Annotated in this window: 21 protein-coding genes and 2 pseudogenes; 9 read left to right on the forward strand and 14 right to left on the reverse strand. The window is 41.0% G+C overall.

The features are described 5' to 3' along the window. The first annotated feature begins 9 nt into the window (after positions 1-9). The 7 genes from DTOX_RS15155 (at position 10) to rnk (ending at position 10833) form a co-directional block, all read left to right on the forward strand. On the forward strand, positions 10-1560 hold the full coding sequence (locus DTOX_RS15155) for a glycosyltransferase (protein WP_015758565.1): 1551 nt from the start codon (positions 10-12) through the stop codon (positions 1558-1560). Further along, positions 1557-2645 carry a tetratricopeptide repeat-containing glycosyltransferase gene (locus DTOX_RS15160; protein WP_015758566.1) on the forward strand — a complete coding sequence of 363 codons (1089 nt, stop codon included), beginning with the start codon at positions 1557-1559 and terminating at the stop codon, positions 2643-2645. The genes DTOX_RS15155 and DTOX_RS15160 overlap by 4 nt, the downstream gene beginning before the upstream one ends. A gap of 370 nt (positions 2646-3015) precedes the next feature. Then, the gene (locus DTOX_RS25410) at positions 3016-7749 is read left to right on the forward strand and encodes a DNRLRE domain-containing protein (protein ID WP_042315941.1); all 4734 of its coding nucleotides are present in this window, start codon (positions 3016-3018) and stop codon (positions 7747-7749) included. 95 nt (positions 7750-7844) lie between these two features. Further along, on the forward strand, positions 7845-8297 hold the full coding sequence (locus DTOX_RS22385; protein ID WP_083773460.1) for an exosporium glycoprotein BclB-related protein: 453 nt from the start codon (positions 7845-7847) through the stop codon (positions 8295-8297). A 227-nt stretch (positions 8298-8524) separates the two neighbouring features. After that, entirely contained in the window at positions 8525-8866 is a 342-nt protein-coding gene (locus DTOX_RS15175) for a hypothetical protein (protein WP_174260365.1), read from the forward strand. Between the two features lie 41 nt (positions 8867-8907). Next, entirely contained in the window at positions 8908-10005 is a 1098-nt protein-coding gene (locus DTOX_RS15180) for a tetratricopeptide repeat-containing glycosyltransferase (protein WP_015758570.1), read from the forward strand. Positions 10006-10425: 420 nt separating this feature from the next. After that, a complete protein-coding gene (gene rnk / locus DTOX_RS15185) occupies positions 10426-10833 on the forward strand; it encodes a nucleoside diphosphate kinase regulator (RefSeq protein WP_015758571.1) in 408 nt (135 codons plus the stop codon). A 215-nt stretch (positions 10834-11048) separates the two neighbouring features. On the opposite strand, the gene DTOX_RS15190 is transcribed toward rnk, so the two are convergent. From DTOX_RS15190 to DTOX_RS22390, 8 genes and pseudogenes are all read right to left on the reverse strand, one after another. Next, positions 11049-12395 carry a B12-binding domain-containing radical SAM protein gene (locus DTOX_RS15190; RefSeq protein ID WP_015758572.1) on the reverse strand — a complete coding sequence of 449 codons (1347 nt, stop codon included), beginning with the start codon at positions 12393-12395 and terminating at the stop codon, positions 11049-11051. Positions 12396-12591: 196 nt separating this feature from the next. Continuing rightward, positions 12592-12795: a helix-turn-helix domain-containing protein gene (locus tag DTOX_RS15195; RefSeq protein WP_015758573.1), complete on the reverse strand. Its 204-nt coding sequence runs from the start codon at positions 12793-12795 to the stop codon at positions 12592-12594. A 10-nt stretch (positions 12796-12805) separates the two neighbouring features. Further along, complete coding sequence (locus DTOX_RS15200) at positions 12806-13255, reverse strand: DUF2975 domain-containing protein (protein WP_015758574.1); 450 nt, start codon at positions 13253-13255, stop codon at positions 12806-12808. A gap of 294 nt (positions 13256-13549) precedes the next feature. Next, positions 13550-13960 (reverse strand): molybdenum cofactor biosynthesis protein MoaE, encoded by a 411-nt coding sequence (locus tag DTOX_RS15205; RefSeq protein WP_015758575.1) that lies wholly within the window; start codon positions 13958-13960, stop codon positions 13550-13552. Between the two features lie 86 nt (positions 13961-14046). Continuing rightward, the gene (locus DTOX_RS15210; RefSeq protein ID WP_083773461.1) at positions 14047-14271 is read right to left on the reverse strand and encodes a hypothetical protein; all 225 of its coding nucleotides are present in this window, start codon (positions 14269-14271) and stop codon (positions 14047-14049) included. 19 nt (positions 14272-14290) lie between these two features. After that, positions 14291-14839, reverse strand: coding sequence for a sugar O-acetyltransferase (locus tag DTOX_RS15215; RefSeq protein ID WP_015758576.1), 549 nt, complete (start codon positions 14837-14839; stop codon positions 14291-14293). A 121-nt stretch (positions 14840-14960) separates the two neighbouring features. Further along, complete coding sequence (locus DTOX_RS15220) at positions 14961-15458, reverse strand: HD domain-containing protein (protein WP_015758577.1); 498 nt, start codon at positions 15456-15458, stop codon at positions 14961-14963. A gap of 50 nt (positions 15459-15508) precedes the next feature. Continuing rightward, a pseudogene (locus tag DTOX_RS22390) lies at positions 15509-15673 on the reverse strand (LbetaH domain-containing protein); the annotation flags it as partial. A gap of 383 nt (positions 15674-16056) precedes the next feature. Between DTOX_RS22390 and DTOX_RS15225 the strand changes: the two are divergent. Then, on the forward strand, positions 16057-16686 hold the full coding sequence (locus DTOX_RS15225) for a lactate utilization protein (RefSeq protein ID WP_015758578.1): 630 nt from the start codon (positions 16057-16059) through the stop codon (positions 16684-16686). Positions 16687-16903: 217 nt separating this feature from the next. Here the strand turns inward: DTOX_RS15225 and DTOX_RS15230 are convergent, their stop codons facing one another. From DTOX_RS15230 to DTOX_RS23655, 6 genes and pseudogenes are all read right to left on the reverse strand, one after another. Next, positions 16904-18133: an MFS transporter gene (locus tag DTOX_RS15230; protein WP_015758579.1), complete on the reverse strand. Its 1230-nt coding sequence runs from the start codon at positions 18131-18133 to the stop codon at positions 16904-16906. Between the two features lie 381 nt (positions 18134-18514). Further along, positions 18515-19152 (reverse strand): annotated as a pseudogene (locus DTOX_RS24480) (RNA-guided endonuclease InsQ/TnpB family protein); the annotation flags it as partial. Between the two features lie 220 nt (positions 19153-19372). After that, positions 19373-20446, reverse strand: coding sequence for an undecaprenyldiphospho-muramoylpentapeptide beta-N-acetylglucosaminyltransferase (locus tag DTOX_RS15240; RefSeq protein WP_015758580.1), 1074 nt, complete (start codon positions 20444-20446; stop codon positions 19373-19375). 157 nt (positions 20447-20603) lie between these two features. Continuing rightward, complete coding sequence (locus DTOX_RS25415; RefSeq protein WP_083773464.1) at positions 20604-20849, reverse strand: group II intron maturase-specific domain-containing protein; 246 nt, start codon at positions 20847-20849, stop codon at positions 20604-20606. Positions 20850-21112: 263 nt separating this feature from the next. Continuing rightward, positions 21113-21265 carry a hypothetical protein gene (locus DTOX_RS23135; RefSeq protein ID WP_157862979.1) on the reverse strand — a complete coding sequence of 51 codons (153 nt, stop codon included), beginning with the start codon at positions 21263-21265 and terminating at the stop codon, positions 21113-21115. 14 nt (positions 21266-21279) lie between these two features. Continuing rightward, entirely contained in the window at positions 21280-21453 is a 174-nt protein-coding gene (locus DTOX_RS23655) for a hypothetical protein (protein ID WP_015758581.1), read from the reverse strand. Between the two features lie 84 nt (positions 21454-21537). Between DTOX_RS23655 and DTOX_RS15245 the strand changes: the two genes are divergently transcribed. Next, positions 21538-22020 (forward strand): DUF3231 family protein, encoded by a 483-nt coding sequence (locus DTOX_RS15245; RefSeq protein WP_015758582.1) that lies wholly within the window; start codon positions 21538-21540, stop codon positions 22018-22020. Positions 22021-22133 lie beyond the last annotated feature (113 nt).

Genomic DNA, 22133 nt, shown 5'->3' on the forward strand with positions numbered 1-22133 from the left:
GATAATTCTATGCCGTATAGCTCTTCTTCAGGAAAAGTGTGGTCAGAAAGAATAATTAAGCGTCTGATTGCGAGATGCAGCAATAACTCCATATTAGATGTTGGTGCGGGCGCAGGTATTTACTGTACCATGTTACGGCCCCAATTACCAACTACTGAATTCATCGGACTTGAGATATGGGAACCTTACATTGAAAAATACTCTCTTTCCAGCAAATATCATAATATTATTAAAGAGGATATTAGAGATTTTATTCCTCAAAAGACATATGGAATAACCCTTATGGGTGATATTCTCGAACATATGACTAAAGAAGAAGCAATAAAAGTTTACTATAAGTTATTGGAGTTTAGTGAGTATGTACTTATAAGCATACCGATTAATTATTATCCTCAGGATGAATACATGGGAAATCCTTACGAAAAACATGTAAAAGATGACTGGAGCCACGATGAAGTCCTTTCCTCCTTTGACTGTATAGCACTTTTTTATATTGAAAATGAGATTGGAGTATATATAGGCTATAATCCAAAACTACACACAAAATGGGATATACTGAATGCAAATAAAACCGCATATGCAGTTTATGGAATTTACAAAAATGAAGAAAACTTTATAGAAAGGTTTTTAAATTCAGTAAAAGATGCTGATGAAATTGTCCTTTGTGACACAGGTTCAGACGATAATACTAATACTATAATTAATTCTCTCAAAGAAAAAAATCCTGATATTAATCTTAAAACCTTTAAAATATTTGTTTCACCATGGAGATTTGATGATGCACGCAATACTGCGTTGTCTCTGGTAAGTAAAAATATGGATATTTGTATATCCCTTGATATTGACGAATACTTAATGGAAAACTGGAGAGAGGTTTTAGATTTAAGATGGGATTTTAAATATACTCGATGTTATCATAAATTTAAAACAATTTGGGCTAATAATAGTTTCTCTGCGCATTGGCATGATAGAATACATGTAAGATGTGGTTATTGTTGGAAGCTGCCGGTGCATGAAATACTAGAGTATAAGTCTGAAGAAAAAATTTGCTGGATGGATGATTTCTGGGTATATCATCAACCCGAAAATAAAAAATCAAGAGCATTTTATTTCCCATTGCTTGAACAATCGGTCAGGGAAAGACCTGATGTTTGGAAGACATGGAGTTTTTTGGCGAATGAGTATATGATGGCAGGCAGATTTGAGGATGCCATGGAGGCTATTGATAAAGCATTTAAGTTAAAGAATTCCGACAAAGGCTATTTATATAAAATGAAATATAACCTGTATAAAAATCAAAACAAACAGGAACTGGCTATATTAAACCTAAACAATTATATTTTATGCATGCCGGGCAGACGGGAACCCTATTTTGAAAAAGCGAATTACCTACATCAGTTAGGAAGAAACGTAGAGTCTTATTTCACTTTGAAAGAGGCACAAAAACAATCTAATGAAATAACAGATTACCATTATATTCCGAATTGCTGGGGCAAAAATTTTGATGGATTCTTATCCAGGATATTTGAGCTCGCCCAAAAGGACGGATTGGCTATATGAATAAATATAAGGTATGCGTCTATTCAATTTGTAAAAACGAAGAACAGTTTGTTGACAGGTGGATTGACTCCATGAATGAAGCAGATATGATCGCTGTTTGCGACACCGGTTCATCCGACGGTACGGTAAAAAAGCTGAAATCCCGGGGTGCAGTAGTTAATAGTATAAATCTTGATCCATGGAGATTTGATGTCGCAAGAAATATATCACTGGCCTTTGTACCTTTCGATATGGATATCTGTGTCTGTACGGATCTGGATGAAGTTTTGGAAGCCGGATGGAGAGAAAGGCTGGAAAATGTGTGGACACCGGAAACTACAAGGCTTAGATACATGTACACTTGGAAGTTTAACGAAGACGGCTCGCGCGGCGCTACTTACTGGTATGAAAAAATACATGGCAGACGAGGATATCGGTGGGTGCACCCAATTCATGAGATATTGCAATATTATGATGAAAAGCCGGAAATATATGCATATGCTCCCGCAATTCATCTAAATCATTTCCCTGATCCGGCTAAATCCAGGAGCCAGTATCTGTCTTTGCTTGAACTTTCCAGAAACGAAAATCCCAATGATAGCAGCACAGTATTCTGGCTTGGCAGAGAATATATGTTCTATGGGCAATATGACAAGTGTATAAAAACATTGAAGGAACACCTTTCATTATCCAGTGCCGTATGGGATCAGGAACGCTGCGCTTCAATGAGATATATAGCAAGGTCATATAACACAAAAGGAGATTTGGCTGAAGCAAAAAAATGGCTTTACAAAGCCATTGCAGAGTGTCCGACAGTTAGGGAACCCTATGTTGATATGGCACGTTTGGGCTATGAATTGAAGGATTGGCCGCTTGTATATCTTATGCTTGAAGAGACACTAAAAATAAAAGATAAACCCTTTTCATACCTTATTGAAGAATCTAGTTGGGATAATACTATATACGATCTGGGCTCAATTGCATGCTATTGGATCGGGATGTTTGAAAAAGCCTATGAGCTTGCAAGAATTGCTTCAGGTATGAATCCCCATGACGAAAGGCTTGAGCATAATCTTAAAATTATTAAAGAAAGAATAACGAAATAAAAATTGTTTATTAATTATTCAATTTGGAAGTGGGATGACCAGTGAATAAGTTAAAGGTATGCGTGTATGCAACATGTAAAAATGAGTAGAAGTTTATAGATAGATGGATAGATTTAATGCGTGAAGCCGACATAATCATTGTAACCGATTGGTTGTATACTTAAGCCTTGTCGCACTAGGATGTCAAACTTGAGTTAAACACCTGCTCTTTGTAACTGTGATAGTTACAAAGAGCATTTTTTGTTTTATCTCGTATTGCTGTTCCTTTCTGCTTCTGGACAAGAATACTTCCCTTAAATGGTGTTTTTTGGTAACAAAATATAAGACATCTTAATATTATAGACTATTACCGAGGAAAGGTTTGATTTCTATGTCCTCTATATTGATAATGCCAACTGGAGACACTTATATTAAAAAATCATCTCCAAATAGTAACTTTTCCAAAAAAAAATGTCTTATTGCAGGTTTCGGGGGCTGCAAAAAAATATATACTAGTTTGATAAAATTTGACATTCCCCAGATTCCTGCAGGGAGTGAGTTTATTCGTGCTTATTTAAGGCTTAATGTTGATGATACTGATCTAGCAGATAATGTTGAAATAAAGGTAAACAGGATATTATCTAGTTTTGATACGGATACAGTTACATGGGACACTTCTCCCTCATATATACCAACATCAATTGTATTTAATGTTGACTGCCATCAAATAGGCCGATTAGTCGAAGTAAACATAAGTGAATTGGTACGAGGCTGGATAGATCTGCAATTTCCCAATTATGGTATTGCACTAACAGGAAAAGAGGGTAATAAAGGTCTTGTAGCCTTTTCAAGTTCTAATGACGAGGCAATGAGTAGACCACAACTAATTATAATATACCGATTTAATATTGTTGGCCCCACAGGTCCGACTGGTCCGCATGGTAAAACAGGTAAAACCGGTAAAACCGGTCCCACAGGCCCGACTGGCAAAACAGGTAAAACAGGAGCAACCGGTCCCACAGGCGCAACTGGTCCTACAGGCACTGGCGCAACCGGCCCCACAGGTCCAACTGGCAGTGCAACAGGAGCAACTGGCCCCACGGGTCCTACAGGCACTGCAGGCACAACAGGTGCAACCGGTCCCACAGGTCCAACTGGTATAGCAGGTACAAGCGGCGCAACCGGCCCCACTGGTCCGACCGGTACTGCGGGTGCAGACGGTACAACCGGCCCCACAGGCCCGACTGGCATTGCGGGTGCAAATGGCGCAACCGGCCCCACAGGCCCGACAGGTACTGCGGGTGCAAATGGCGCAACCGGCCCCACAGGTCCTACGGGTACTGCGGGTGCAGATGGCGCAATCGGCCCTACAGGTCCCACGGGCACTGGTGCAACCGGTCCCACAGGTCCTACAGGTACCGCAGGAACAGACGGTGCAACCGGCCCCACAGGTCCCACCGGTACTGCAGGAACAGACGGTGCAACCGGCCCCACAGGCCCGACAGGTACTGCGGGTGCAAATGGCGCAACCGGTCCCACTGGTACAGATGGCGCAACCGGTCCCACAGGTCCCACCGGTACTGCAGGAGTAGACGGTGCAACAGGCCCCACAGGTCCTACTGGCACTTCTGGTGCAGATGGTGCAACCGGTCCCACAGGTCCCACCGGCACTTCTGGTGCAGATGGCACAACTGGTCCCACAGGTCCTACCGGTACTGCAGGAGTAGACGGTGCAACCGGCCCCACGGGTCCTACCGGCACTTCTGGTTCAGATGGTGCAACCGGCCCCACAGGCCCGACAGGTACTGCGGGTGCAGACGGAGCAACCGGCCCCACTGGTCCTACCGGTACTGCAGGAGCAGACGGTGCAACCGGTCCCACTGGCCCGACCGGTACTGCAGGAGCAGACGGCGCAACCGGTCCCACGGGCCCGACCGGTACTGCAGGAGCAGACGGCGCAACCGGTCCCACGGGTCCGACTGGCACTGCAGGAGCAGACGGTGCAACCGGCCCCACAGGCCCGACTGGTACTGCAGGTGCAGATGGCGCAACCGGCCCCACAGGTCCCACTGGCACTGCAGGTGCAGATGGCGCAACCGGCCCCACAGGCCCGACAGGTACTGCGGGTGCAGACGGCGCAACCGGCCCAACTGGTCCGACCGGTACTGCGGGTGCAGATGGTGCAACCGGTCCCACAGGTCCTACCGGTACTGCAGGAGTAGACGGTGCAACAGGCCCCACGGGTCCTACCGGCACTTCTGGTTCAGATGGTGCAACCGGCCCTACAGGTCCCACGGGCACTGCGGGAGTAGACGGTGCAACCGGTCCCACAGGTCCTACTGGTACCACAGGAACAGACGGTGCAACCGGCCCCACAGGCCCGACTGGCACTGCTGCTGCAGACGGCGCAACTGGTCCCACAGGCCCGACAGGTACTGCGGGTGCAGACGGCGCAACCGGCCCAACTGGTCCGACCGGCACTGCAGGAGCAGACGGTGCAACCGGCCCCACAGGTCCTACTGGTACTGCGGGTGCAGATGGCGCAACCGGTCCCACAGGTCCCACCGGTACTGCAGGAGTAGACGGTGCAACAGGCCCCACAGGCCCGACAGGTACTGCGGGTGCAGACGGCGCAACCGGCCCAACTGGTCCGACCGGTACTGCGGGTGCAGATGGTGCAACCGGCCCAACTGGTCCGACCGGCACTGCAGGAGCAGACGGTGCAACCGGCCCCACAGGTCCTACTGGTACTGCGGGTGCAGATGGCGCAACCGGCCCTACAGGTCCCACGGGCACTGCGGGAGTAGACGGTGCAACCGGCCCCACAGGTCCTACAGGTACCGCAGGAACAGACGGTGCAACCGGCCCCACAGGCCCGACTGGCACTGCTGGTGCAGACGGCGCAACCGGTCCCACAGGTCCGACTGGCACTGCTGGTACAGATGGCGCAACCGGTCCCACAGGTCCTACCGGTACTGCAGGAGTAGACGGTGCAACAGGCCCCACGGGTCCGACTGGCACTGCTGGTGCAGATGGTGCAACCGGTCCCACAGGTCCCACTGGCACTGCTGGTACAGATGGCGCAACCGGTCCCACAGGTCCCACCGGCACTGCTGGTACAAATGGCGCAACTGGTCCCACAGGTCCTACTGGTACTGCTGGTGCAGACGGCACAACCGGTCCCACAGGTCCCACCGGCACTGCTGGTACAAATGGCGCAACTGGTCCCACAGGTCCTACAGGTACTGCAGGAGTAGACGGTGCAACCGGCCCCACGGGTCCGACTGGCACTTCTGGTGCAGACGGCGCAACCGGCCCCACAGGTCCTACTGGTACTGCTGGAACAAACGGTGCAACCGGCCCCACAGGTCCTACTGGTACTGCTGGTGCAGACGGCGCAACCGGCCCCACAGGTCCAACTGGTACAGCAGGAACAGACGGTGCAACCGGCCCCACAGGTCCGACTGGTACTGCAGGAGCAGACGGTGCAACCGGTCCCACAGGTCCAACTGGCACTGCTGGTGCAGACGGTGCAACCGGTCCCACAGGTCCTACTGGTACTGCTGGTGCAGACGGTGCAACCGGCCCCACAGGCCCGACTGGCACTGCTGGTGCAGACGGCGCAACCGGCCCCACAGGTCCTACTGGTACTGCTGGTGCAGACGGTGCAACCGGTCCCACAGGTCCTACTGGTACTGCTGGTGCAGACGGTGCAACCGGTGCAACCGGTCCCACTGGCCCAACTGGTACTGCAGGTGCAGATGGTGCAACCGGCCCCACAGGTCCTACTGGTACTGCTGGTGCAGACGGTGCAACCGGCCCCACAGGTCCTACTGGCACTGCTGGTGCAGATGGCGCAACCGGCCCCACAGGTCCTACTGGCACTGCTGGTGCAGATGGCGCAACCGGCCCCACAGGTCCGACCGGCACTGCAGGTGTAGACGGCGCAACCGGCCCCACTGGTCCGACCGGCACTGCTGGTGCAGACGGCGCAACCGGCCCCACAGGTCCTACTGGTACTGCTGGTGCAGACGGCGCAACCGGCCCCACAGGTCCGACTGGCACTGCAGGTGCAGACGGCGCAACCGGTCCCACTGGCCCAACTGGTACAGCAGGTGTAGACGGTGCAACCGGCCCCACAGGCCCGACAGGTACTGCAGGTGCAGACGGTACAACCGGCCCCACAGGTCCGACCGGCACTGCTGGTGCAGATGGCGCAACCGGCCCCACTGGCCCGACTGGCACTGCTGGTGCAGACGGTGCAACCGGCCCCACAGGTCCGACTGGTACTGCTGGTGTAGACGGCGCAACCGGCCCCACGGGTCCGACCGGCACTGCTGGTGCAGACGGCGCAACCGGCCCCACTGGCCCGACCGGCACTGCTGGTGCAGATGGCGCAACCGGCCCCACAGGCCCGACCGGTACTGCAGGAGCAGACGGCGCAACCGGCCCCACAGGTCCAACTGGCACTGCTGGTGCAGATGGTACAACCGGTCCCACTGGCCCAACTGGTACAACAGGTGTAGACGGTGCAACCGGCCCCACAGGTCCGACTGGCACTGCAGGTGCAGATGGTGCAACCGGTCCCACAGGTCCGACTGGCACTGCGGGTGCAGACGGCGCAACTGGCCCCACAGGTCCGACTGGTACTGCAGGTGCAGACGGTGCAACCGGTCCCACAGGTCCGACTGGCGCAACTGGGGAAGTCGTTTTGGCTTTTGGATCTTTAAGAGGAAACAGTGTAGAGACACCTGGTGCAACATTCACACCCGTACCATTTAATATTGTTGGACCTTTATCAGATACCATCACGGTTAGTCTATCGGGTAATGAATTAGTAGTAGGAGAAAACGGAATTTATCAAATAACGATATCTATTAATGCTGAAGCCACTGTTAATCCAGATCCAGATCAACCATATTTAAATGCTATTATCACTGTCAATGGTGCACCTATTTTTGGCGATACTACCACTTTTTTCAAGATATCTAATAGAAGTAGTTCAACGTTTGCCGTTCAATCATCCTTAACAGCAGGAGATGAAGTAGGAGTAAGTATTATTACAGATTTTCCTGCTTTGGGTTATATGAATCGCTCTTTAACTATTGTTCAATTAAGTAATTAAATGAGCCTATTTTGCAATTTCCTATTATAAACACCCCCACAGGTACAGCAGGTACTGGTGCTATAATTCCATTTGCATCCGGAGGTCCCATTGTAATGACTACCATTGCACTTGGGCTGGTTGGTACTGCAAGTATCGTGGGATTTGTAAGTTCTGCTACCGGCATCACTATTTCTGGTGAAACAATAGATCTTACGGGTGGAGTTACAGGTCCGTTAATTAATTTTGCCTTTTCGGCTCCTCGGTCTGGAACCATAACATCAATTACAGCATACTTTAGTAATACTATATTGCTGAGTCTTACTGGAACAACTATAACCATCACGGCACAATTGTATAGTTCTACAACACCTAATAATACTTTCAGCCCAGTTCCGGGTGCTGTTGTAACATTGGCTCCGGCCCTTACGGGTACAATTTCACTAGGTAGCACCAGCCATAGTATTACAACCGAATTGTCAATACCGATAACACAGGAAACCCGTTTATTATTGGTATTTTCAGCAACAGCTACCGGTCTGGATCTTATTAATACTGTGACAGAATAGGCAAGTGCAGGTGCAGCAATTACCTGATCTAAGTAAAGAACTTTATGTGAAAACAAAACACCAAAAATCCGGATCCGGCATTGCTGCCGGATCCGGATCCTAAATTTTACAGCTAATCATAAACAAGAAGATAAGCATAATATGAATAAGGTATAGAGGGATAATTCTATCGGGAACGCTGCGCTTCAATGAGATATATAACAAGGTCATATAACACAAAAAGAGATTTGGCTGAAACAAAAAAATGGCTTTACAAAGCCATTGCAGAGTGTCCGACAGTTAGGGAACCCTATGTTGATATGGCACGTTTGGGCTATGAATTGAAGGATTGGCTGCTTGTATATCTTATGCTTGAAGAGACACTAAAAATAAAGGATGAACCCTTTTCCTACCTTGTTGAAGAATCGAGTTGGGATAATACTATATACGATCTGGGCTCAATTGCATGCTATTGGATCGGGATGTTTGAAAAAGCCTATGAACTTGCAAGAATTGCTTCAGGTATGAATCCCCATGACGAAAGGCTTGAGCATAATCTTAAAATTATTAAAGAAAGAATAACGAAATAAGGATTGTTTATTAATTATTCAATTTGGAAGTGGGATGACCAGTGAATAAGTTAAAAGTATGTGTGTATGCAATATGTAAAAATGAGGAGAAGTTTGTAGATAGATGGGTAGATTCAATGTGTGAAGCCGACATAATCATTGTAACCGATACCGGCTCTACAGATAACACTGTGGAAAAGCTCAGGCAAAGAGGCGTTACTGTTTACATTAATGTTATTAAACCATGGAGATTTGATAAAGCAAGAAATTCATGCCTTGAGCAAATCCCCGGAGATGTGGATATATGTGTCAGTACGGATCTTGATGAAGTCTTTGAGGCTGGCTGGCGCGAAAACCTTGAAAAATCATGGATTGAAGGAGCCACAAGGGCGAATTATTACTATGCATGGAGCTTCTGCCCTGATGGTACACCCGGTGTAACATTTCATTACGACAGGATACATTCCAGGCAAGGATATAAATGGGTTAATCCAGTCCACGAATGCCTTAGCTTTATTGGCGATGGGGTTGAAAAATTTGTCTGGTGCCCTTATGTACGGCTTCTCCATTATCCCGATAGCAGCAAGGACAGAAGCTCCTATCTTACCTTGCTTGAGTTGGCTGTGGCAGAGAGGCCGGAAGATCCCAGAAATTATCATTATCTGGGTAGGGAGTATATGTTTGCCGGCATGTGGAATGAATGTATTGAAAACCTAAAAAAACACCTTTCACTTCCGAATTCATGTTGGAAAGAGGAAAGAAGTGCTTCTATGAGATTTATTGCACGCGCATTCAAAGCACAAGTCAATTACATAGAAGCAAAAAGCTGGCTTTATAAAGCAATAGCTGAAACTCCTTATTTAAGAGAGCCTTATGTTGAAATGGCTAAGCTTATGTATGAAGATAAGGATTGGGCCGGAATTTACCATATGGTAATGGAGGCCTTGAAAATTAAGGAGCGATCAACCTATATAAATGATGCTTGGTGCTGGGACTATACTATATATGACCTGGGAGCCCTGGCTTGCTATTATTTGGGTTTGACTGGTGCATCGTTGGAATATGCACAAATTGCGCTGGAAATGAGTCCGAATGATGAAAGACTTAAAAGTAATTATGAAATAATAAAGAATTTAAAAAACCAGAAAAAGCGGGAGTGATACGAAAAAATTAAATTAAAAGAATTAATTACTGAACAGTAAATGGTTTGTTTTTCTTTCCATGATTCAATTATACAGTAGGGGAAGTGTTTGTATATATACTTGTCGCCCTACCGGGCGGCCGCTCCTTTCATCCACGGAATGAGCACGTGGGTTTACGGAATGTTTTTTATAGCTTGACTTATATTGGCCAATAAGATACACTTAAAAATAGTAATATAATATAATTAAAAGAACCGTCATAATGTTTTACTCTATGAAGGGCTTTTATTTCTTACGACAGGACGTAGTAAAAAATGAAAGAGCCTTTTATTTTTTATATTCCGAAATATCAAGAGAAAATACAATAACCCTTATCAAATGGTTAAAAGATGAAGAAGTATAGAGCATTATTTGAATCTGTTGAAAGGAGTACATGCCATGTCTACCGATATTTATATTACAAATATTGATAGAGAAAGAATAAAAAAAATACTGGATAAAATGCCTGAGGGTAATCAAGCATCTGATAAATCTGTTAAAAAACTCGAGAACGAGCTTTATAGAGCAATAATAGTTGATTCACAGCAGGTTCCCCGAGACGTTATTACCATGAACTCAAAGGCGCTGCTGCAACTTAATGATGAAGACATAGAGGTTTCATTGGTATATCCAGAAGATGCAGACTTGGGTGCGATGAAGTTATCAATTTTCTCTCCTATAGGCACTGCTATTCTCGGATATAAGGAAGGAAACACCATTGAATGGGAAGTCCCGTCCGGAACTTCAAAAATACACATAAAAAAGATTTTGTATCAGCCGGAAGCGGCAGGTGATTATCATCTTTGATCTGTGGTTAATAATGGGATTGCAGGATGTATCTCCTGCAATCCGGATTTGCGTCGTCATTATTCCACGTATATAGTGGATACGCATGTGCTTAAGTATCTATTTTGCGTTTCTCACAATGCAGAAAGCCATTGACAATTGTTTCAAGGTCCGGGAATTTTAATGCTTTCTTATCACTGTTAAATGTGGTGCTGGGGCTGATTTCTAAAATCAAATTAATCAATACCATAGGACAATTTTCGCGCTGATTTGCCTAAATTATTCATCAAGCCAAAGCTCGCAATTTTTGATGTTATCTTTCCGAATTTACGATAGACAAAATTAAATAATAAATAAGGAATCCTTTGGTTCCGATCATTGGGAAGTCTTTTTATGATATTTTTAATTGAATAGAAGTCCTCATATATTTTCAGATAACCTTCATAAAGTTGTTGCTGGGTCATTTTATTGGGTGAGAAAACTACATAAGAAGTGTTATAATGGGTTGGTTCATGATCAATAATGCGGCTTTGGGATTTCAATCTTTGATAGATCTTTGTTCCCGGGTACGGAGTTAAAATATGGGCTGTCATTGTCTCTATTTTATTTTTAACAAGCCAATTCAACGTCTCCTCAAATACGGTATCTTCATCATCATCAAAACCAAATACCAAGCTGGCATTGACCATTATGCCTCTAGAATGTATCTCCTGGATTAGCTTTTCATAACTCTCAATATTGTTTTGGTATTTACTTACACTTTCAATGGAAGCTTTATTAATCGTCTCAAAGCCAATAAATAGACTTTCACATCCTGACTCCTTCATTTCATCTAAAAGATCGAGGTGCTGAACTAAGTTAGCTGAAACTGCTGCATGCCATTTCAGATAAAGTGGCTTAATTTGCCTTAGGAATTCCTTTGTCCAGATAATATTTCCAATAAAATTGTCGTCAATAAACATGACCTGCTTAGTACCTAAAGCTTTGACTTCTTCAATAACGTGTTCAATGGGGCGATTTCTAAACTTGTTATGCACGTATTCACAACTGTTATAACAAAACTCACATCGAAAGGGACATCCCCTGCTAGTTACCACAACGTTAGTGTACAAATACTTAGATTTGTCGATTAAACTCCATTTGGGAATAGGAGTATTGGCTAGATTAGTGGGCTTATCATTATAATATTTCTTTTTTAAATTGCCTGTTTGGACATCTGCTATAACTTGTTCCCATAACTCCTCCGCTTCTCCAATGCAAACTGAGTCAGCGTAAGCTAGGGCCTCATCCGAATTGGCACTAGCGTGAATCCCGCCTAAAATAACCTTAATTCCCTGCTTGCGGTAATGTTTTGAGATTTCGTAGGCTCGTTGTGATGTGTCCACGTTTACGCTAATTCCAACCAAATCAGGCTTGTCCTCTAAATTCAACTTTCCGACGTTTTCATCTTCTATATACAATTCATGTTCATTAGGAGTTAACGCAGCTAAGATTAATAAGGCAATGGAAGGTGACATAACCCTTTTAAACTCAGAGTCCATCGGCCTTAATGTCATTTTGGGGGAGATCAATTTTATTTTCATATATACCTCTTATCACATTAATGAATGCTGGGGTTAAGAAAAATAACCGCTAATTTTATCAGGTTAATTCTTCTCAGTCCTTTTTGAAAATTTCAACCGATATATTCCTAACTAATTGTTTTGCATATAAATCGTGAGGATTTAATTCAATTACAGCAAAAATATAGGTATTAATAAGAACATGGTGTTATTTGGATTATCCTTTATATTCCAAAATATCTCCGGGCTGGCATTCTAAAGCCTTACAAATCGCCTCTAGAGTTGATAATCGAATCGCTTTTGCCTTTCCATTTTTCAATATAGAAAGGTTAGCCATTGTTATTCCAACCCTCTCTGAAAGTTCTGTTACGCTCATTTTTCTTTTAGCCAACATCACATCAATATTGATTATAATTGCCATCTAATTCACCTCAGACCGTTAAATCATTTTCTGATTTTATATCTATGGCATTTTTTAATAGCTTTTGAAGAACAGCAGCAAAGACTGCAATCACAATTGCAGCAAAAGTAATGGTCAATCCTAGTGCTGTGATACCTGGGGCGTCGTCTGCCTGTGCTATGGGAAATAAGAGTGGTATGAGTCCTGCATATAAAATACTGATTATGATTGCACAGTATTTTATATTCTTTAAAGCCTTTACAGATAATTCCGAAAAGGCTTTGTTCTTGTCAATATAGCTTAAAAGTTTTAAAGTCTGATACAGAGCAAAGAAAAATGGGATCGCCGCTGCATACATGCCGATTAAAACAGGATAATGCAAATAATTTGCAAGTGAAGGCAACCCAAATACACACAAACCAAGAATCGCAATTCCAATAAGATAAACAACCACCTTTAAAAAGAGTGTTTCTGGTTTCATAAAAAGCACCTCACTTTTATCGTTAATTTGATATTAACACATATTTTATCGTTTTACAATAAAATATTATTGATTATAATTATATTTTTATCTATATTATACTCTTGTGCAAAACAAAAATACCGGTCAAGGTGATTCTCCACCCCAACCGGCATATCAGTAATCTATTCAATTTCACATTCAGTCTCTATACACTCTAGAAAGGATAACAATTAACCTTGCCCCAGTTTGATGTACACGGCAAATGGTTGGTGCAATAAAACCAGTAAAGGGTTCTGGAGAAGCTAATGTCAATTATAATTTTTGCTCTATTTCCGTAACACATTCGGTTTTGATTTTTTCAACCAGGAATTGCAGGGCACCTACAACATGCGGTCTAATATCGCCGCCTATAAGCACATACATTATGTCATCACCGACCTCAAGCAGGCCTTCATTAAGCCAAACTTTAACATAAAATATGCCCTCCATTTTATAAGTCTCCGCAATCGCCGCATCCACTTTCACTGCATCATAAGCAAATTCCATCCCTTTCACAAAAGAACCATCGTCCAGCCCTTGGCGAACCTTGGCTTTGGGCGTCTGACGCACGACGCCATTATGGACTAAAAACATCCCTTCCTGCAAAGCCATTGGATCCGATTTTGCTTCTTTGAGCCATTCATCAATAGATGGTGCTATTTTTTTCATTTTTTCATTAATCATAAATAAATACACTCCTGAATTATTAAAATAATTGTGTTTAAGCAAAGAAGTTCATTCCTCAGTGTCTGCAGGAGTAAATCCTTAAGCTATTTGGCTAAACGATTCACCTTTTTAAATTCTATTATCTTCTTGGAAACCTCTGCAACATCTTCTTTCCACCAAAATTGATCCCTGGTATAACAGTTATGCTCACAGTACTTTCTTTCATTATTTCCCTTTGATTTAAATCCCTTCCCACAATACTCACATATGGGCTTTGGAATCATCATTGTTTCAGAAATGATAGAGTTTTCTCCAAGTATCCCTGTCAATAACCATCTTCATCGCTTCCTAAACTATAACTTGAGCAGGATTTCCTCCAACTACTACATTACTAGGAACATTTTTAGTCACCACTGCTCCGGAGGCTATTACCACGTTATCACCGATTGTAACACCAGGGTTTATTATTGCCTTTCCTCCAATCCAAACATTATTACCAATTGTCACAGGTTTTCCATACTCTGCCCCAGATGCTCTCTCAACAGGATTTAATGGGTGAGTAGCTGTATAGATATGTACACCTGGCGCTATAAAACAATTATCACCGATACGAACTTCACATACGTCTAAAATAATACAGTCAAAATTGGCATAAAAATTGTTGCCGACATGAATATTGTAACCATAATCACAACGAAAATTAGGTTCTATATAGAGGTTAGCACCCGTTGAACCCAAAAGCTCTTTTAGAAGTTCTACACGTCTCTCATATTCTGTCTCTAATGTATGATTAAATAATCGAGTCAGTCTTCTGGATTTCTCACGTTCTTTGATTAATTGTGAGTCTGAGGCATAATACAGTTCTCCGTTTAACATTTTTTCTTTTTCGGTTTTCATTTACATATTTTGCCTCCTTCTCGTTTTAAATGCATTTAAGAAGTGTATGATTTTCGATGAGTTTTCATCACTCAAGAAGTGATATTTGTCAAGGAAGGATTTTACGGTAGCTAGATGCATTCTAATCTTCTATAAAACGACTGTAAGCAATCTTTTTTCCAGTTATTGTTTTGAAGTTACTGTCTATGCAATTTTTTATTTTTTCTTGTTCCTTTTGTTTATCCATGACCGTTAAATTTTCCAACAAATCCGCTTCCCATTGTATTTGAAAGTCAATACCGTCAATTTTAGAAGGCGTATGGTGATTACCAATTATATAACATATTCTTTCTATGTCATTCGGGTCTAGATTTTCACTGACTAATATTTCTCTTGCTACTGACGGGCCTTCCTTCTCTTGATAAACTCCTTCTATTGAATCATATTTTCGCTGTGCCTCTACTGCACCAATATCGTGAAGTATCGCAACTATTGATATTAATTCTCTTTCTTTGCCACTTATATTTTCGCCATACATTATCTCTTCAGCGTTTTTAAGGACTTTAAGTGTATGGTCTATTCCAAAAGGAATATCTTTAAATATTTCTTTCATTTGTTGTATTATGTTTTCTTTGCGCATGACTTACCTCATCTTTCAATTACTTTCACTTTTAGCCCTCACTCAAGCAACTCTTTTATTTCATTATTAAACCGCTTTCTAATAAGCTTCGCAGGATTACAACCAACAATGACATAAGACTCAACATTTTTTGTTACGGTCACATTTGAGGCGATAATAGCACCATCACCAATCTTAACGGCTGGCTTAATCATAACATTCTGTCCTATCCAAACCGGTTTTAGTCCTCAATTTTGGAGTCATTCTCCTTTATTTGCTTACTTTCACAAAAATCCCAAAAACATTAAAACTAAGCTTGTACTTCTCCAATAATAACCCGGTGGCTTTGACATTCACCCCACACCGGTTATGTTAATATACCGACGGGGCGACTCCGGGAAACATGTATATATTATTGCCGTCGAACATACAATTTTACCACATGCAAGGGCCCCGTCTTTCAAGGCTACCCATTGGTACCTCGTACTAACGCATAGTTCCGCAGAGGCTCACCTCTCTCCCTAATTTAATTATACCAAATATGAAATGGGAATTATAGACTTATAATTTCTATACCCTACTGTTAAAATATAATAACCACGCTTATGGGAGGAATAACATGAATATTATAAAAGCAAAAGAATGCTATAATGCCTTATTAGCGCAGAAGATAATCGAGAAATTAAAAAAACGAAATATGGAAGGATTTTATTGTGAGACAAAAGAAGATGCCCTAAAAAAAGTACTTGAGATGATCCCCAAAAACAGTATGGTTTCTTGCGGAGGTTCTGCAACTCTGGATGAAATTGGTTTGCGGGTAGCATTAAAAAAGGAAGGGTATAATTTCTTAGATCCGAAAGACGCTCAAGGCGCTAAAGCAATGGACAAAGTTGCACATGAGGCATTAAAGGCTGACTACTTTTTGATGAGTTCTAATGCTATATCTGCCACAGGCGAGTTAGTAAATATAGATGGATATGGCAACAGGGTTGCTGCTCTTATCTTTGGGCCCAAAAATGTCTTAGTTATAGCAGGGCTTAACAAAGTAGAACCTAATTTAGAGGCAGCTATCCTTCGTGCAAAAACCGTTGCTGCACCCCTTACCATGATGATATTTAAGCATGACTACCCTTCTTTTGATGAAGTTTCCAAAGCCTCTGAAGGTGGAAGCAGTCATCTTGTAATTACCAGTAAATCCGCAACTAAACGGATTACAGTTATACTTGTTGGAGAAAGCTTAGGTTTTTAAGCTGCTCAAATACCAAGTTCAATCTCCGCATCCCAAAACTAAGTCTCTTAATAAACCAGTGGCAAGATAACGATCCGCATTAGATAACATTTTTAATTCCCATTCAGGCGTATAAATGAGATAGTTTCTTGGAGAGCAAGTTGAATTTTTTCGTATCAATAGTTTTCTCATCTGACCAACACATATATAATTTCTCCCAAAAATCCTTTTACCTGGTTTAGGTTTCTTTTATAGAGCCAATCTTTTTAAATAACGGAATTGTTAACAGCATGCCAAGGAAAAAGAGAAATCCAGAAATCTGATAACTTGTTACTAAAGAGAATTTCGCCTTTAACAAACCCGCAATACTTATAGTTAAAACCATGGCCCCAATGAAAAGCGGGTTAAGAACACCATTTACTCGTCCTACATATGCTTCTTCCGACATATTAAGCATTAATGTGCTGACCCCAATTTGAATACAAGGCATCACTAATCCACTAAGAAATTGAAAGCAAAGAGTGATTATTAAATTAGTAGATAACCCAACAACAACAATCGATATTGCATTCACTAATAATCCAAAAGCAAGTAATTTTTGCGGGGCAATTTTCTTGGAGATACCTAAGATGATTCCCCCTCCAATTAACATGGCAGAACCAGATGCCACCATCAACCATTGTAAATTATCTTTCGGCAGCCCAAGCCTTTCAGTGATTATAAATATACCTAGCGGTTGGATAATACCTACTCCTAGACCAGCACAAACAAATATCCCTCCGAGTACTAACAGAACCTTTCTCCTCCATACATAGCGGAACCCCTCAGCCAAATCATGCCAGAATTTAGCTGTCGATTTTTCATGTGTTTCACCATTTTGTGACGGGAGAAAAGTTAATACACCTGCCGACATAAGAAATGCAAGTCCCATTATTCCAATAGAAAGGTTAATGCCAAACCTTTGATAAATAAATGTACCTAGAAGCGGCCCAATTATTACGAAAATGGACATAACAGTCTGGAAAATGGCCATACCCGATTGCAATTGTTCAGGCGTTAGGTGAACCTTAAAAAGCTTCATGGCCGACGGCTGAGAAAATTGTGAAAGTATAGATGATACAAGGGTTACAAAAAAAACTGCATGCCATGAGCCAAATATAATTGTCAGTAAAACAATAAAAACCGAGACGGCGCTTAAAAAGTCGCTTAAAACCATCGTGAGCTTTGGTCGCCAACGATCGGCAAAAGTTCCTCCGATAAAAGAAAACAAGAATAAAGGTCCAAACTCAGCTACTGAAATTAACGATACATAGTAAGGGTTGTTTCCGGTTTTGTCCATAACATACAATAGTATTCCGAAGTTCCGAACCCAGATTCCTATTTGCAACAAAACGTTTGAAAGGATAATGACTTGAATAAAGCGGTTTCTAAATAGACCACTATCTTTAGAAGTTTTCGGCAATAACATTAGTTCCTTTTCCTTTAGTAAATTATTTTGAGTACCCAAATCACTGTTACATTAGTTAAATCAGCATTGTAGCCTTTCAAAACCGCAAGTCCTCATAGGGTGCAAATACCCCGTCTAAATATATCATCAATTTGTCATTCATTGTGGATTACCACCTTTCACTTAGAGTAATTGGTCCAGAATATGCTTGGTATACTCCCAATTTTTTTGTTTTGAAAATAAGTCCCTCTGCTACTTTAAATATAGACAAAAATCTATATCAAGAGAGTTTTACTGCTTCATAATGTCTGCTTTTGCCACAAAGCTACTCGCATTTGATGTAACACTCCACAATCTTAAATTCCCGACTAGCCATCGGTACATATACAAGAACTTTGTTAATTAAGAAATCTTGTATTGTTTAGCATCTCTTAAATTTATTGAAGCATTAACATCTCTATCTTCAACAAATCCACAATTGTCACAAATATAAATTCTATCACTAAGTTTTAAGTCCCACTTAATATGGCCACAACAAGAACATATTTTAGAAGAAGGATAAAATCTATCCACAACTCTAAGTTCAATATTATGCCATTGTGTTTTTGACTTTAACTTAATATTAAATTCATAAAACTTTTGCTGTGCAATCGCTTTGGATAAATGCCTATTCTTCATCATTCCACTAACATTCAAGTTTTCAACAGTAATATATTCCGGCTTGGTTTTCACCAGTTCATTCACTGTTTTATTAACATAGTCAGTCCGAATATTGGTTAGTCGCTGATGAAGCTTTTGTACTTTTAACCGTTGTTTGTCTATATTCGCACATCTCAGTGCTGTAGCAGTACTCCTCTCTGCTTTCGCATGTGATATTTTCCACTTAATTTCCTTTGCTCCCTTTTTAATCGTCTTTCCAACTTTTTAACCTTTGAAGTCTTATTTATATTTTTAAATTTTATTCCGCTGCTAACTGCTGCAAAAACCCTAACTCCAAGGTCTACCCCAATACCTTCAGAACATACCTTGCCCATCTCTATCATCAAAGGATATCCTCGTTCTTCACCAGTACAAACAATTAATAATAATAATTTACCCTTTTTTATGCTACCAGGAAGATCCCAATGCAACTTGATTTTGGGCATCACCAGGATGAGACAAAATTGCGAAAACAACAGTTTCATTAAACAAGTTCATCCACCTGTGATTCATTAGCTTATTAAATACTACGTAAGTGGTAATATATTTTAGTGAATATTTCTATTTTGATTTTGACTTAGCCTTAATTAATTTGATAAGTTCATTTAGTGCATCAGTAACACAAGCTTTTTTCATATTTTCAGTATACTTGGCCCTATTTTCATATACATCATAAATCGTATTAATAAAATCACTTTTACATAAATCCTTATCTTGAATTACATAACAAAAACCTCTTTTTTTAAACGACTCTGCATTAAGTATTTGATCACCTCGACTTGATTTTTGGGGAAGGGGTACCAAAATCATAGGCTTTTGCAGAAATAAAAATTCAAATATAGAATTTGCACCAGCCCTTGAAACAACTATATTACTTATTGCCATTACATCAGGTAGTTCCTTTTCTATATATTCAAATTGTTTATATCCCTTAACTCTTATAGATGTATCCTTTTGACCTTTTCCACAAATATGTACAATCTGAAATTTCTTTAAAAGCTTACCTAAGTTATTTCTAATAGATAGGTTAATACTTTGGGAACCTAGACTGCCTCCCATTACAAGTAAAACGGGCTTCCCTGAAACAAAGCCACAGTATTTAAGCCCCTGTATTGCATTTCCATTTTTTAAATTCTGACGAATTATCGAGCCAATATATTGACTTTTTCCAGAATGAATATACTTTTCTGTTTCCGGAAATGTAGTACATATAATAGTAACAAAGGGTAAAGCTAATTTATTTGCTAGTCCAGGAGTTACATCCGATTCATGTAATACAACAGGAACTCTATTTAACCACCCACCCAAAACTACCGGAAATGACACAAACCCACCCTTAGAAAATATAACGTTAGGTTTACTCTTTCTAATTATTAAATAAGATTGAAAAACACCAGTAAAAACTTTGACAATATCCGTTATATTATTCCAATCAAAATACCTTCTCAGTTTCCCTGTTGAGATTGAGAAATACTTAACTTCGTTAATATTAGAAATTAACTGTTTTTCAATCCCATTTTTAGACCCAATATATTCCACAGTCCATCCATCTTCTATAAAATCTGGAATAAGTGCTAAATTAACTGATACGTGTCCAGTCGATCCACCACCTGTAAAAATTATCTTGTTTCTCAAGATTTTATTGACCTCCTGAGTACACTACAAAATTTCTAACAATTTCTTATTACACTCTTTCGATGGGAGTGATACAAATAATAAATTTAAAAAAATCTATTTTTGCTCATTAGTTTAATTATTATTATCTCATATTTTTTTTATTCCCTACATATATTTAATTATGGTTAATCAACATTTTAAGAAAAATACAGTAAATCTTGCAGACCGCTAAATACAAGGCTTTTTCCTTTACAGAGTAGAGCAGTGGGATAAACCACCGGCCGGAGTTCCCAACTCGATAGTAATTCACCCAGCCACGTAGAACAGGGTTAATAAGTTCAATAACTCTGCTCACTGGTTGCGATTGAAAGCGACGAAAGGTTTCTTTTAGTTCGGTCAATATTTTGATGCGTGCTTTCATTTTTGGTGTAAATAGTACTCCCCATTTACCTTTGCGAGTTCGGCTCCTTCGAAAGTCAAAGCCTAAGAAGCCAAAACTTTCCTCGTTGTCTAGGCTTACTATCTTGGTTTTCTCTTAATTAAGCTGTACGTCAAGTTTTGTTAACTCTTCAAGTAAGCACTGATAGACGTCCCTTTCCAACTGATTCCACTTAGGGTAACTATTTTGAGGGTTCTACCTTTTTTAAGAAACTTTTTCAGTGGCCTCGTCTGGTAGCGGCTTGTTTATCGCATCATAGCTGTGTAAATGCGATATAGCTGATTAGTGGCATTATTTAAAGCTCGCTGTTTCCATTCTTGGTCTGCATCCACCCATTCAGCATTATGTAGTACAAAGCTGATAAAATAAGTATCAGCATCTGTTATCGTTATGATCATTATTTAGCCACCCCTTACTTGGCCTTTTTCTTATCATCCTCTATAATCTCAATGGTATAACCGTAGTTAACCACCAATAGGTTCTTGATAAATTCATCTTCGACTACAGCCTGTCCATTTTTAAACAGCACACCTTCTGTCACACCATTGTATAACTTACTCTTTGTTTTAATCAGAAATCTTGCCATATAAATCTCTTTGTCATGAGAATAGTTAACATATTTTATGGTTATTAATACATATACCATAAATTGAATATGAGGTAGGATATTATGAAGATATTAGAGAATATATTTCCGGAAAAGTATGAATCCGATATACACGCTGGTGAGGCTTATATTATTTGGACGCAAATTCAAGCATGGTATGATGTCTTAGAACTTATTAATATTATGATAAATTATATCAATGATACAGATTTGAAACTATTTTTTGAGCATGGTGTAGTTAAATTAATTAAGAATAATATTAATAAACTAGAGGAATTAATGAAGCATTTTCATATAGAATTTCCATCACGTCCAGTTAAAGATGTTAATACTTTTAGAGATGAAATTATCTTCCGAATTATATTTGACATCAGTCAATCATCTTTGCTATTTCACTCAAAAGCAATAAACATTTGTTCAAATGATTCTTTACGTAATTTATTTATGAATTTTCTTAATGAAGAGATGCACGCTTATGACAACTTGATTAAATACGGCAAAGTAAAAAAATGGGTACACAACCCTCCCATATATAACAAGAACTAGATTAATAGTATAATTAACCCTCTCATTAATATTTTTTCAAGCTTGACTTCCAGGTCTTTAAATTTCTGGTTCACCTCGTCAAAACGGCTCTTAGGAATCATGTGTTCAGTGGG

The sequence above is a fragment of the Desulfofarcimen acetoxidans DSM 771 genome, from assembly GCF_000024205.1.
Classification (GTDB): domain Bacteria; phylum Bacillota; class Desulfotomaculia; order Desulfotomaculales; family Desulfofarciminaceae; genus Desulfofarcimen; species Desulfofarcimen acetoxidans.